Origin of the sequence: Flavobacterium palustre (assembly GCF_014639535.1) — a bacterium.
Taxonomy (GTDB): Bacteria; Bacteroidota; Bacteroidia; order Flavobacteriales; family Flavobacteriaceae; genus Flavobacterium; species Flavobacterium palustre.
The window spans coordinates 1-13,004 of record NZ_BMGA01000001.1; the positions used below are offsets into that span (position 1 = coordinate 1).

Consider the following 13,004-nt stretch of genomic DNA (forward strand, 5'->3'; position numbering starts at 1 on the left):
GCATATCAGTAAACAGATGAGAAATCTTTGCGGTAATCTTTCAAATCTTTGCGGTAAAAAAAAAGCAAAACTTAATAAGCTAAATTTCTTAATGGTTTAAAAAAATTACGGTAATTTTTTTAGCCACAATCCCGATAGCTATCGGGACACAAATTATTTTTATAATGTTTGATTTTAAATTCCTGAGTGAACTTTGCGGAAATCTTTCAAATCTTTACGGTTTAAAAAGACACCACAAACTTTGAGAGCAAATTTTATTTATCTAAGACCTCATAGGCCGAGTTCATACTCTTGAATTCAGGTACTATTTTTTTCATTTTGCTTACAATAGCTTCTTTTTTATGAAAATTAGCAATCGTAATCAGTTCTTCAATTTCATCGTGCAATATTTCGAATTCTTCCTGAACTTCTTCGGCAATCATAATTTTATGATGGTGCGTAGGGATTGTTTTTGAGGTATCGTTCAGCAATTCCTCGTATAATTTTTCTCCCGGTCGCAAACCTACAATCTTGATTTTAATGTCTTCATCGGGAACAAAACCGGCTAATTTGATCATTTTTCGAGCCAGATCGATAATCTTTACCGGTTTACCCATATCAAAAATGTAAATCTCACCTCCTTTTCCCATTGCTCCGGCTTCCAGAACTAACTGGCAAGCTTCGGGAATGGTCATAAAATAACGGATAATATCCGGATGCGTTATAGTTATAGGACCACCGGCAGCAATTTGTTTGGTAAACAAAGGCACAACAGAACCATTAGAACCTAATACATTACCAAATCGGGTGGTGATGAATTTAGTGTGTTTAAAATTTTTCTCAGCAATCGATTTTAGCTGCAGCGATTGTACGTATTTCTCGGCAATGCGCTTACTTGCTCCCATAACATTACTCGGGTTAACCGCCTTATCGGTAGAAACCATTACAAAATTCTTCACTTTGTACTGACAGGATAAATCGGCTACAATTTTGGTTCCTTCTACATTGGTTAAAATCGCCTGAGAAGGATTTTCTTCCATTAAAGGTACATGTTTATAGGCTGCTGCATGAAAGACTACATCGGGCAGAAATTTTTTAAAAACAGCATCCACAGCATCTTTATTTCTTATATCTGTCACTGTAGTTATCAGTTTGTCCTGCAAACCAAGATTAGCCAATTCTAAAGATAAATTATGCAAAGGGGTTTCGGCCTGATCCAACGCTATAATATTTTCGGGCTTGTAAAGCATTACCTGTCTTACTATTTCGCTACCTATAGAACCGGCAGCTCCCGTGATTAAAATAGTTTTATCTTTTAATTGTTTTGAAATAGATTTTCCATCCAATACAATAGGTTTTCGCTCTAACAAGTCTTCAATTTGGATACTTTTTACTTTTTGAGAAATTTCTTTTTGATTTTCCCAATCGGTAATTAAAGGAACAATATATACTTTGTAATTGAACTCCAAACATTGCTCTACTATAACCAATCGTTCTTCTTTAGAAAGACTTTTATCGGCAATAATTAAACTTTCCGCTCCTACCGAACGCATCAGGGTAGGTAATTTTTTCTTTTGAATTAAAATAGGCAAATCCATCATTCGCTTGGATGAATTCTGACTGTTTCTATCTACAAAACCTACAATTTTAAAACGGCTCGGAGTTTCTAATTTTAGAGCCTTGGCAACCGAAAGCGCATTGGCATCAGTTCCGTAAATTAAAGTACGTGGTAATTTAACATCATTCCTTTCCGAAAAATAATGTTCAAAAACCTGTTTGACTACAACCCGATACAAAAATAAGGCACAAAAAGACAGCACCATATTAATGAAAAGCGCAGTATTTAAGTATATTTTAAATCCATAAAAAAATTGGAAAACAAAATTGATAAAAACAAAAAAAACTAAAACCGAAATTTGAGAGAATAACAGCTTAATAGCATCCACATAGGATGAATGCCTGATAATTCCGGCATAAGTACGAAAAATCCAAAATGTAAAAACATTAAATCCCAGAAGCAAACTTACATAAGGTACCTTGTTGGGAAAATTAACAAAGTGCAAACCTACTCCATTGATAATCGCCTTCGTAAAAAAGAAGGAAACTATCAAAATTGACAAATCTATCATAAAGATAATCCATCTGGGCAAATAACTTAAATTACGAATATTAAACCTTAAATTTCCTTTAGAAAAAAAACCTGAGGTAAATGATTCAGAATCAGACTTTATATACTTACTCAAAATATACTCTTTTTACGTTTGTAATTTTACGACTTCAAAATTAGGATATAATGAAGTTAAAAAAAAATTATTCCACTCTTTATAATTTCAAATTAAAACAAATCTGAAATCTATGGTCTTTTGTATTATCCATATCATATAACGCCACACACAACCTATTCCGATAGCTACCGGGACTAATAACTCTTATGTTTCAACAAGCCCAGTAAATACTCACCGTAGCCTGATTTTTTCAAAGGTTCAGCTATAGCTTTAAGTTGTTTATCTGTGATAAACCCCTGTCTCCATGCAATTTCTTCAATACAGCCCACTTTTAATCCCTGACGTTCCTCAAGAACCTGCACAAACTGTCCGGCCTGCATCAGACTGTTAAAAGTTCCCGTATCCAGCCAGGCTGTTCCTCTGCTAAGGATTCCTACTTTTAAATCTCCTTTTTCCAAATAAGCTTTATTGACATCGGTAATTTCATATTCACCACGCGCGCTGGGCTTAATATTTTTCGCAATTTCCACCACCGAATTATCATAAAAATACAATCCCGGAACTGCATAATTGGATTTAGGTTCCAATGGTTTTTCTTCAATAGAGATTGCTTTTAGCTCATTATCAAACTCCACTACTCCATAACGTTCCGGATCTGAAACATGGTAAGCAAAAACGACTCCTCCGTCAGGATTCCTATTGGATTGTAACAACTCCTGCATATGGGCTCCAAAGAAAATATTGTCGCCCAAAACCAGTGCTACACTATCTTTTCCGATGAATTCTTCACCAATAACAAAGGCCTGAGCCAATCCATTGGGAACAGCTTGTTCAGCATAACTGAATTGACAACCTATAGCGCTTCCATCGCCTAATAGTTTTTGAAAATGAGGTAAATCATGAGGAGTAGAAATAATCAATATTTCATGAATCCCTGCCATCATCAAAGTTGACAATGGATAATAAATCATCGGCTTATCATAAACCGGCATTAATTGCTTACTTACAGCCAGAGTTAAAGGGTGTAATCTGGTTCCTGAACCACCTGCTAATATAATTCCTTTCATTTTTTTTCAGTTATCAGTTATCAGTTATCAGTTAAAGAAACCGACAACTCACAACATTATTACATTTGTTTATTTTTATAAAGTATTTTGCTATCAGAGTCCATTAATAAAATTCGTTTTAAAATTCGCTCTAATTCGCTCTAATTCGTTTTAATTCGCAACAACTCCATACATTTTTGTAAACTTTCTTTATAATTTGGTACTGCTACATCATAAACCTGTTTAATTTTTGTTTTATCCAGTAAAGAGTAGGCCGGACGCTTGGCCGGAGTAGGATAGGCTGAACTCGGAATACCCGAAACAGCACAATCAAATCCACCGATTTCCTGAATAGCCAAAGCAAATTCGTACCAGCTAATCTCACCTTCATTCGAAAAATGATAGATTCCTGCCTGCCAATTCGGATGATTGAGTATCGTTACAATAGCCTGTGCCAAATCAGCTGCATAGGTAGGACTGCCTATCTGGTCATTCACTACATTCAGACTGTCTCTTTCCTCCATCAATCGGGACATGGTTTTCACAAAATTGTTCCCAAAACTGGAATACACCCAGGAAGTCCTGATGATAACTGCCTCCGGATTGGCTGCTAAACAAGCCTTTTCACCTGCTAATTTAGTAACACCATATACATTAATTGGATTGGTTGCTGCTTCCTCAGTCAAAGCAACAGCCGAATTCCCATCAAAAACATAATCCGTTGATACATGAATCAATTTACAATTATGAGCCTGACTCCATTGAGCCATAATTCCCACTGCCTGATGGTTCAACACATCCGATAATTCTACTTCTGATTCGGCTTTATCCACCGCAGTATGCGCCGCACAATTGATAATAATTTGAGGATTAATTATAGCAATTGAAGCCGCTAAATTTTCCAAATCACACAAATCCAATTCCTGCCAATCGGTAAAAACCCATTCGAATTGTTTTTCCTGTTCTGATAATTTTCTAAGCTCAGAACCTAATTGACCATTGGCTCCTGTTACTAGTATTTTTTTCATTTATTTCTAATTTTACGAATTAATCCGAATTGAAACGAATTACTATTTTTTTTGTTTTCCGCAATCTGCCGCGGCGGAAGCCGAAAATTCTAACGTATTCAATAAGTAATCACGTCTTAATTTCTTTTCCCCTTTAGGGATAGGGTAAGAAAAGAAATTCAACTTACTACTCTCCCCACCTACATCCGATAAGCGTCGTCGTATTCCACCTATTCGGCAAAACCTTCACACTATTATAAAGTCGGCTACTAAACCTAATATGGATAAAAGCAAGCCACAAATCCTTATTTTCTAAAGCTTCCTGTTCAAAAGCCAACTTAGTAAGTCCTGCCTCCTTTGACAAAACGATAGCATTACTGTAAGACGTCTCAAAAGTATCCGCTTCACAATTCCAATTCGAGATGGCAAGTTGAAGATGGACATGGGTAGCCTCATCAGGCCAATCTAGGTGGCGCAAAGGGTGAATTGTTTTAAGATTAATTTCCCGTCTAATCCAGTTAAAAACGACCTTTCTTTTTAAAACTTTAACAAGCGGCCTTCCCTTATTCCCTTCAAAACCAACCAAAAAATCCAAAGCCGCTGCCGACCGTAATCCTATATGCAATTGCCTTTGTCCGCGTTCATGTGCTGTATCCTCTTTAATGATGGCATGCAACAACTGATGACTTCTGCCGGCTATCGATCCGTCTTTGGCACAATCATAAAAAGGCTTAACCAAACGTCTGAAAACGGCTCCCTTTTTGGCACAGCGCCCAAAATCTTTGCTGTGCTCTTTTACCGGAGTAAAAATAGGATTCTCCCTAAAACTTTTTTTCGTATTGCCGGTTTTTCCTTTCACCCTGGCAATATTGCCATCAGCCGACATATAAAAATTCAAATCGTCAAGTGTACCTACAAGTCGGACAGGACCAAATGCTTTTGCCATATCTTTTTCTGACAAAAGTACAAATAAAATCTTTTACTTTTAACAAGATTTTCAATACGTTTTAATGCGTTTTGATGCGTTTTGGAACCTTATTATCAAATTGAAGCAAAAACGATGTCTTCCAAAAACGGATTCACAACCCATCCCGATAGCTATCGGGACCGAGAATAGACAACTCCCAACTGATAACTGACAACCGATAACTCAAAACTGACTATTACAATCCGCAATAAACGGCAGAATTTGGTCTTTCTCAGAAACAATAGCGTCTTTCAAATCCATTCCCCAGTCGATATGTAATGAGGGATCGTCAAATTTAATTCCGCCTTCAGAAGCTTTGTTATAAAACTGATCGCATTTGTACATAACAGAAGCTGTTTCACTAATTACTGAGAAACCATGGGCAAATCCCTGAGGAACCAGTAATTGCTTTTTATTTTCGGCAGATAATAAAATACTGAACGATTTTCCGAAAGTAGGAGAGTCTTTTCGTAAATCCACTGCAACATCAATAATTTCACCTTCCAGCACCCGAACTAGTTTGGTTTGAGCAAAAGGCGGATTTTGGTAATGCAATCCTCTTAATGTCCCCTTTTTAGAAAAAGACTGATTGTCCTGAACAAAATCGATATGAATTCCTAAATCTTCAAATTTAGTTTTACTATAGGACTCAAAAAAATAACCTCTTTCGTCTCCAAAAACAGTTGGCTCGACTACCACCAAATCTTTTATAAATGTTTCTTCAATTTTCATATTAATATTTTATTCTTATTATTCCGTTGGGTGAAATTATCAAAAATGTCAGTTTACCACTCCGTCAGTTCGACTTGAAAACCAATTTGCGACAGAAAATGGGTTCGAAGTATCGAAAGCTATTTTTTACACAAGGCTTCTCGTCCCGATAGCTATCGGGACATTTTGGCTTATTTAAATCCTAATCTCAAAAGAAAAACTATCAAGCCAAAATACTCGAAGTGACGAAAACGGAACGTCAGTTCACCGCACCGTCAATTCGAGTTGAGAACTCATTTGCGACAGAAAATGGGTTCGAAGTATCGAGAACTATTTTGTACACTAGACTTCTCGATACTCCCGAAACTTCGGGATTCTGAAAAGCTATTCGCATTTTCTGAAAATTCACTCGAAGTGACGAAAACAGAACGTCAGTTCGAGTTGAAAACCAATTTGCGACAGAAAATGGTTTCGAAGTATCGAGAACTCAGATTTAAACAAGACTTCTTGATACAATTCGCTACTCGAAGTGACGTAACAGAACGTCAATCCTCCACACCGTCAGTTCGAGTAATTTTTAAAGCTAAAACAATATTCATTATTAAATCAAAGCATCTGCTTTAAAAATTGTATCGAGAACCGAGAACCATTTTGCAAACAAAACTTCTCGATACGCTTCGCTACTCGAAGTGACGCAACAACATATTGGTTCCAATTATTATTCAAAGAAATTAATGATCACTTCTTTAATTCTATTTTTATCATCCTCACTAAGATGAGATCCCGAAGGCAGACACAATCCTCTTTCAAACAAACTTTCCGCAACCTTATTTCCATAATACGGATAACCTGAAAAAATGGGTTGCAAATGCATCGGTTTCCAAAGCGGACGGCTCTCAATGTTTGCTGTTTCAAAAGCCAGCCTTAAACTTTCCCTATCTCTTTTTTTTTCAGTATTAGGTTTTACTAAAATAGTACTCAACCAATAATTTGAAAAAACAGCTTCATTTGAAACCTCCAAAAGTACTGCATCTTCAATCGTTTCAAAAATGCTTTTGTAAAAAAAATGATTCGTTCTCCTTTTTCCAACATTTTCATTCAAAACGGTTAACTGACCAAGACCTATTCCGGCGCAAATATTGCTCATTCTGTAATTATAACCAATATGGCAATGTTCGTAATGTACCGCATCCTCTTTCGATTGAGTGGCATAGAAAATGGCTCTTTCTTTTAATAATTTTGAATCGGAAATTAAAGCACCGCCTGCGGAAGTGCTAATAATTTTATTTCCATTAAAAGACAAAACCCCAAAAGTGCCCAAAGTCCCGCATGCTCGCCCTTTGTAAGAACTTCCCAAAGCTTCGGCAGCATCTTCAATAACCGGAATTCCATAACGGTCAGCAATTGTGTGAATTTCATCTGCTTTATAAGGCATTCCATACAAATGAACAGCGATTATTGCTTTCGGCTTCTTACCTTTGGCTATTCTATCTTCTATCGCTCCTTCTAAAGCTTTTGGACAAATGTTCCAGGTATCGGCTTCACTATCAATAAAAATTGGAGTTGCCCCCTGATACAAAATAGGATTGGCTGAAGCCGAAAAGGTCAGACTTTGGCAAATTACCTCATCTCCGGATTTTATCCCTAATAATATTAAAGCCAAATGAATAGCAGAAGTTCCCGAATTTAACGCCGTAACAAAATTGTCACTTCCAAAATATTTTTCCAGTTCATCCTCAAAGGCATCCACATTGGGTCCGCCCGAAGTGATCCAATGAGTCTCTAAAGCTTTTTGAACGTATTCCTGCTCAAAACCACTTTGTTGAGAAAGCGAAAGAAAAACCCTTTTATTATCCATTTAACACCCAATAATCCGAAGGATAACGAACATCGTCTTCGCTTACATCAGCCAATGGCAAAGTTGAAAATGACAGTAATTTGGAATGAGATTCCAATGATTCTATTGCATTGGCATATCCCGCCGGAATATGAACTATTTTGCTGTCTGATTCCGACATCTCAACAGTTTCTATTACTAAATCTTTTGAAGGATTGTCCCAGTTATCAATTTTTACAAAATGAATTTTGAAAGCCCCATTTAAACAATAAAAATTCTTGGCGTCCAGTTTATGCCCCTGCCAGGCACGAATAGGGTTTTCATCGGAATTACTAATAATGTAAAATCTTTCGATTTCCTTAAAACTAAAATCATTTACATAAGAAATACTTCCCCGATGATCTGAGAAATTGCCACCCTGAATTATTTTCGGATTCATATTTTTTTTATCTAGTTGTGGGTCAACTGTCCCAATAGCTATCGGGACACTAATTATTTTTTACAAGCTGTATGGCTAAATGACTACCAAAGATTGCTTTACCTGTTCGCTATCGCTCGGGTCGCAAATTATTTTTATATGCTTTGCGTTAAAAAATTACTGCTGATATACTGATTTAACATCAAATATTGAAAATCTTTGTTTGTCTTGTGTTCACATTTTAAATTAATGAACCATATATGCTTTATGTATGCTTTATGTATGCTTTATGTATGCTTTATGTATGCTTTATGTATGCTTTATGTATGCTTTATGTATGCTTTAATTTTTCCGAAAAAGCTATTTGCATTTTCGGAAAATTCACTCGAAGTGACGAAAACGGAACGTCAGTTCGAGTTGAGAACTCATTTGCGACAGAAAATGAGTTCGAAGTATAAAGAACCTTTTAGTAAACAAAGCTTCTCGATACTCCCGAAACTTCGGGATTCTGAAAAACTATTCGCATTTTCTGAAAATTCACTCGAAGTGACGAATACGGAACGTCAGTTCGAGTTGAGAACTCATTTGCGACAGAAAATGAGTTCGAAGTATCGAGAACCTTTTAGTAAACAAAACTACTTCTCGATACGCTTCGCTACTCGAAGTGACATTCCCTTAAGCGAGAATTATTACTTTCCAAAACTCTTTTTTGCCAAATTAACCAACTCATCAAAATCATCATTAATTAATGCTTCTTTTTTAGCTCTAGACCATTTTTTAATTTGTTTTTCCTTTTCAATTGCTAAATTAATATCCGTAAACTCACAATAAAAAACTAATTCTAACGGTCTCCTGTTAAAAGTAAAACAATCGGGGTAAAACCCTGAATTATGTTTAAACATCCTAGCCGACAGATTACTCGTAACACCTGTGTAATAGCTCCCATCAGAACATTTTAAAATATAAACAAAAGACTGTTTCATCTCATTTCTTTTATTTAAGTACTTTCGATACTTCCTAAAACTTCTCGATACACTTCTCTATTCGAAGTAACGAAAACGGAACGTCAGTTCAAGTTGAGAACTCATTTGCGATAGAAAATGGGTTCGAAGTATCGAGAACTATTCTGAAACCAAACTTCTCGATACTCCCGAAACTTCGGGATTCTGAAAAGCTATTCGCATTTTCTGAAAATTCACTCGAAGTGACGAATACGGAACGTCAGTTCGAGTGATTTTTAAAGCTGAAACAATATTCATTATTAATTCAAATCATCCGCTTTAAAAATTGTATCGAGAACCGAGAACCATTTTGCAAACAAGACTTCTCGATACGCTTCGCTACTCGAAGTGACGGAAACGGAACCTCAGTTTATCTCCTCGTCAGTTCGAGTTGAGAATCACTCTTTTTTAACAAATAAAATTTTAAACTATAGACTAAAAGTAAAGGAATTACAACAATAGCAAACAAAATTATGTCTTCAACTTTTTGATAAAGCGATATAACCAAAAATGAAATTCCGGCCTGAACTAAGGCATAATACAAAGCAACCAATCTGTGTTGTATTTTATATTCATTACTTAAAACCTGATACAAATGCAGTCGATGCGCTTCAAAAATATTCTGTTTTAGATAAAGGCGATGCAAAATGGTACAAACCGCATCAGCACCATAAACTGCTAAAAACAAAAGCCAGATTAAAGAATTGGTTTTCAAAATCAGTTTTAAAACCAAATAAATTATCCAGAAAGCAATGGCAATACTTCCCACATCTCCGGCAAAACATTTGGCTTTTTTTCTGTAATTAAAAAACAAAAATACCAAACTTGCCAACATCGCATATTTTATAAAACTTCCATCTGTAAAAAGCTGAATTTTGTTATTCACATATAACAAAGAGCCCATTACCGTCAAGGTGTAAAGACCAGTAATGCCATTAATGCCATCCATGAAATTATAAGCATTGATTAAACCAATAGAAAAAACATAGGCTATTACTACACCCCAGATAGGGATTAAATGAAACAATTCCAAATCTAAAAACAGCACAGTGATTGCCAAAAAATGAATCGAGATTCTTATTTTATTGGATAAACTTTTAATATCGTCCCAAAAACTGACCAAACTCACTAATGTAATTCCTGTAAAGAAAAAATAATTAGTTGGAATGTGTTGTGCAAAATAAAGCAAGGCGGAAAACCAAAAAATGATTCCGCCGCCTCTTAAGGTTATTTCAGTATGTGAACTTCTCTGATTGGGTTTGTCAATAATATTAAAACGATCTGCTACTTTAAAATAAAGCAGCATCAAAATCATTAAAACAATTCCCAGTAATGTGTATTCCATTATTTATCCCGAGTTTACTCCCAATTAGTATCTTTAATTTCATCATAAACTTTCTGAATACCTTCTTCCAAAGAAGTTTTTGCTTTCCAGCCCAGACTGCTTAATTTAGAAACATCCATCAATTTACGAGGTGTACCATCTGGTTTAGAAGTATCCGTCAGAATTTCCCCTTCAAAACCAACTATTTTTTTCACCAAAATAGCCAAATCTAAAATGGAAATATCTTCACCAACTCCAATATTGACCAATCCTTCTTCATCATAATTTTCCATTAAATACAAACAGGCAGCCGCTAAATCATCCGCATGTAGAAATTCTCTTTTAGGAGTTCCTGTTCCCCATATAGTCACAGAAGCCTCGCCATTGCGCTTAGCTGTAATGAACTTACGCAGCATCGCCGGCAAAACATGGGAATTTTTCAAATCGTAATTATCATTAGGACCGTATAAATTGGTAGGCATTACCGAAATGAAGTTACAGCCATACTGTGAGCGATAGCCATCACACATCTTTATCCCTGCAATTTTAGCAATAGCATAAGGTTCGTTTGTCGGCTCTAAAAGTCCCGTTAACAAATAATCTTCTTTTAAAGGTTGTGGTGCCATTTTGGGATAAATGCAGGAAGAGCCTAAAAACATTAGTTTTTTTACCTTATTTACATAAGCCTGATGGATTACATTATTCTGAATCATCAAATTCTCATAGATAAAATCCCCCCTAAAAGTATTATTGGCTACAATCCCTCCAACTTTGGCTGCTGCCAAAAAAACATAATCGGGTTTTTCCTCTGCAAAAAAATCAGCCACTGCTTCTTGATTTCTTAAATCCAGCTCAGATGAAGTTCGTAACAAAAAGTTACTATATCCTTGTGCTTCTAAAGCTCTTAAAATAGCAGAACCCACCATTCCGCGGTGACCTGCAATATATATTTTGTCTTGTTTATCCATTTTTTATAATACAAATATTTCAAAGTATATTTATGCATTGTTCTTCAAATCGAGAATTAATTTGGTAAGCTAAGAACAATGTGAAATGACGTTTTAAAATAGTTATTTCAAAATAGCACTAATTTCCGGCCTTCGAATCCGCAGTCGAGTGTCAAATGTTTGAAGAATCCGAAAAAAGAAAAACTGTTTGAGCATAGTGAAACGGAGCGAGTTTTTTTCTTTTAGGATTCAAAAACTAATTTGACCGACGAGGATTCTAGCCTTGATTTTTTGCTTCTTTTGTATCAAGACAAAAGAAGAATTAAATTTGATATAATGTTATTACTAAATTTTAAAGTACATTTTTTTACTTATTCATTGGTAGCCTAGTCGAGATTCAAGCACTAAAATTACTACTTAACACCCAATCTCACTTCCTTTAATATCTTTTCTCTTTGAACATACTCCAAATCAGAAGCCATCATTTCTTCCACCAATCCTTTTAAATCATATTGAGGAACCCATCCTAATTTGGTTTTCGATTTCGTTGGATCTCCAATCAACAAATCCACTTCAGTCGGACGGAAATATTGCGGGTCAACGGCAATCACCTGCTTCCCTATTTCCAACTGATAAGCAGGGTTAGCACAAGAAGCTACATAGCCTTTTTCGTTTACCCCTTCTCCTCTGAATTCAATTTCGATTCCCACTTCCGCAAAAGACATTCTGACAAAATCACGCACATAGGTCGTTTCTCCCATCGCAATAACATAATCTTCTGCAACATCCTGTTGTAAAATACGCCACATCGCCTCTACATAATCTTTGGCATGTCCCCAATCACGTTGTGCATCCAGATTCCCTAAATATAGGCAATTTTGTTCACCTAAAGCTATAGCAGCAGTTGCCATCGTAATTTTGCGGGTTACGAAAGTTTCACCTCGGCGAGGTGATTCGTGATTAAACAAGATTCCATTACAGGCATACATATTATAGGCTTCACGGTAATTTTTCGTAATCCAGAAACCATAAATTTTAGCTACTCCATAAGGGGAACGCGGATAAAATGGTGAGTTTTCATCATACAACCCTTTTTCGTTTTTATTCTCTGCTAAACCACCATACAATTCAGAAGTCGAAGCCTGATAAATACGGCATTTCTTTTCCAAACCTAAAATACGTACCGCTTCTAAAATTCTTAAAGTACCAATACCATCCACATTAGCCACATATTCCGGAGAATCAAAAGACACCTTAACATGACTCATGGCTCCTAAATTATAAATCTCATCAGGTTGTACTTCCTGAATAATTCGAATGATATTAGTAGAATCAGTTAAATCACCATAATGCAATCTAAAATTCACATGGTCCTGATGCAAATCCTGGTATAGGTGATCGATTCTTTGAGTATTAAAAGAAGAAGCTCTTCTCTTCACTCCATGCACCATATATCCTTTTTCTAATAATAATTCGGCCAGATACGAACCATCCTGACCTGTAATTCCTGTGATAAGGGCTACTTTCATTTTTTATTTCTTT

General features: G+C 35.8%; 11 protein-coding genes. All 11 read right to left on the bottom strand.

Annotated elements, in window-relative coordinates; all coding sequences use genetic code 11:
- Nucleotides 1-254 precede the first annotated feature (254 nt).
- Nucleotides 255-2,222, bottom strand: coding sequence for a polysaccharide biosynthesis protein (locus tag IEV84_RS00005; RefSeq protein ID WP_373282882.1), 1,968 nt, complete (start codon nucleotides 2,220-2,222; stop codon nucleotides 255-257).
- Between the two features lie 176 nt (nucleotides 2,223-2,398).
- On the bottom strand, nucleotides 2,399-3,271 hold the full coding sequence (gene rfbA, locus IEV84_RS00010) for a glucose-1-phosphate thymidylyltransferase RfbA (protein ID WP_188491236.1): 873 nt from the start codon (nucleotides 3,269-3,271) through the stop codon (nucleotides 2,399-2,401).
- A gap of 140 nt (nucleotides 3,272-3,411) precedes the next feature.
- Entirely contained in the window at nucleotides 3,412-4,278 is an 867-nt protein-coding gene (gene rfbD / locus IEV84_RS00015; protein WP_188491238.1) for a dTDP-4-dehydrorhamnose reductase, read from the bottom strand.
- A 166-nt stretch (nucleotides 4,279-4,444) separates the two neighbouring features.
- Nucleotides 4,445-5,203: a hypothetical protein gene (locus IEV84_RS00020; RefSeq protein ID WP_188491240.1), complete on the bottom strand. Its 759-nt coding sequence runs from the start codon at nucleotides 5,201-5,203 to the stop codon at nucleotides 4,445-4,447.
- Between the two features lie 204 nt (nucleotides 5,204-5,407).
- Nucleotides 5,408-5,956 (bottom strand): dTDP-4-dehydrorhamnose 3,5-epimerase, encoded by a 549-nt coding sequence (rfbC, locus tag IEV84_RS00025; RefSeq protein WP_188491242.1) that lies wholly within the window; start codon nucleotides 5,954-5,956, stop codon nucleotides 5,408-5,410.
- A gap of 697 nt (nucleotides 5,957-6,653) precedes the next feature.
- Nucleotides 6,654-7,793 carry a DegT/DnrJ/EryC1/StrS family aminotransferase gene (locus IEV84_RS00030; RefSeq protein ID WP_188491244.1) on the bottom strand — a complete coding sequence of 380 codons (1,140 nt, stop codon included), beginning with the start codon at nucleotides 7,791-7,793 and terminating at the stop codon, nucleotides 6,654-6,656.
- Entirely contained in the window at nucleotides 7,786-8,211 is a 426-nt protein-coding gene (locus IEV84_RS00035) for a cupin domain-containing protein (RefSeq protein ID WP_188491246.1), read from the bottom strand. Before IEV84_RS00035 ends, IEV84_RS00030 begins: the two co-directional genes overlap by 8 nt.
- A gap of 668 nt (nucleotides 8,212-8,879) precedes the next feature.
- The gene (locus tag IEV84_RS00040) at nucleotides 8,880-9,173 is read right to left on the bottom strand and encodes a GIY-YIG nuclease family protein (RefSeq protein WP_188491248.1); all 294 of its coding nucleotides are present in this window, start codon (nucleotides 9,171-9,173) and stop codon (nucleotides 8,880-8,882) included.
- 388 nt (nucleotides 9,174-9,561) lie between these two features.
- Complete coding sequence (locus IEV84_RS00045) at nucleotides 9,562-10,536, bottom strand: MraY family glycosyltransferase (protein ID WP_188491250.1); 975 nt, start codon at nucleotides 10,534-10,536, stop codon at nucleotides 9,562-9,564.
- Between the two features lie 14 nt (nucleotides 10,537-10,550).
- A complete protein-coding gene (locus IEV84_RS00050) occupies nucleotides 10,551-11,483 on the bottom strand; it encodes a GDP-L-fucose synthase family protein (protein ID WP_188491252.1) in 933 nt (310 codons plus the stop codon).
- A 392-nt stretch (nucleotides 11,484-11,875) separates the two neighbouring features.
- On the bottom strand, nucleotides 11,876-12,991 hold the full coding sequence (gene gmd, locus IEV84_RS00055) for a GDP-mannose 4,6-dehydratase (protein ID WP_188491254.1): 1,116 nt from the start codon (nucleotides 12,989-12,991) through the stop codon (nucleotides 11,876-11,878).
- Nucleotides 12,992-13,004 lie beyond the last annotated feature (13 nt).

Excerpts from the sequence above, each read along its gene's own strand:
- rfbA (WP_188491236.1), bottom strand. The coding sequence starts at position 3,271 with ATGAAAGGAATTATATTAGCAGGTGGTTCAGGAACCAGATTACACCCT.
- rfbD (WP_188491238.1), bottom strand. The coding sequence starts at position 4,278 with ATGAAAAAAATACTAGTAACAGGAGCCAATGGTCAATTAGGTTCTGAG.
- IEV84_RS00020 (WP_188491240.1), bottom strand. The coding sequence starts at position 5,203 with ATGGCAAAAGCATTTGGTCCTGTCCGACTTGTAGGTACACTTGACGAT.
- rfbC (WP_188491242.1), bottom strand. The coding sequence starts at position 5,956 with ATGAAAATTGAAGAAACATTTATAAAAGATTTGGTGGTAGTCGAGCCA.
- IEV84_RS00030 (WP_188491244.1), bottom strand. The coding sequence starts at position 7,793 with ATGGATAATAAAAGGGTTTTTCTTTCGCTTTCTCAACAAAGTGGTTTT.
- IEV84_RS00035 (WP_188491246.1), bottom strand. The coding sequence starts at position 8,211 with ATGAATCCGAAAATAATTCAGGGTGGCAATTTCTCAGATCATCGGGGA.
- IEV84_RS00040 (WP_188491248.1), bottom strand. The coding sequence starts at position 9,173 with ATGAAACAGTCTTTTGTTTATATTTTAAAATGTTCTGATGGGAGCTAT.
- IEV84_RS00045 (WP_188491250.1), bottom strand. The coding sequence starts at position 10,536 with ATGGAATACACATTACTGGGAATTGTTTTAATGATTTTGATGCTGCTT.
- IEV84_RS00050 (WP_188491252.1), bottom strand. The coding sequence starts at position 11,483 with ATGGATAAACAAGACAAAATATATATTGCAGGTCACCGCGGAATGGTG.
- gmd (WP_188491254.1), bottom strand. The coding sequence starts at position 12,991 with ATGAAAGTAGCCCTTATCACAGGAATTACAGGTCAGGATGGTTCGTAT.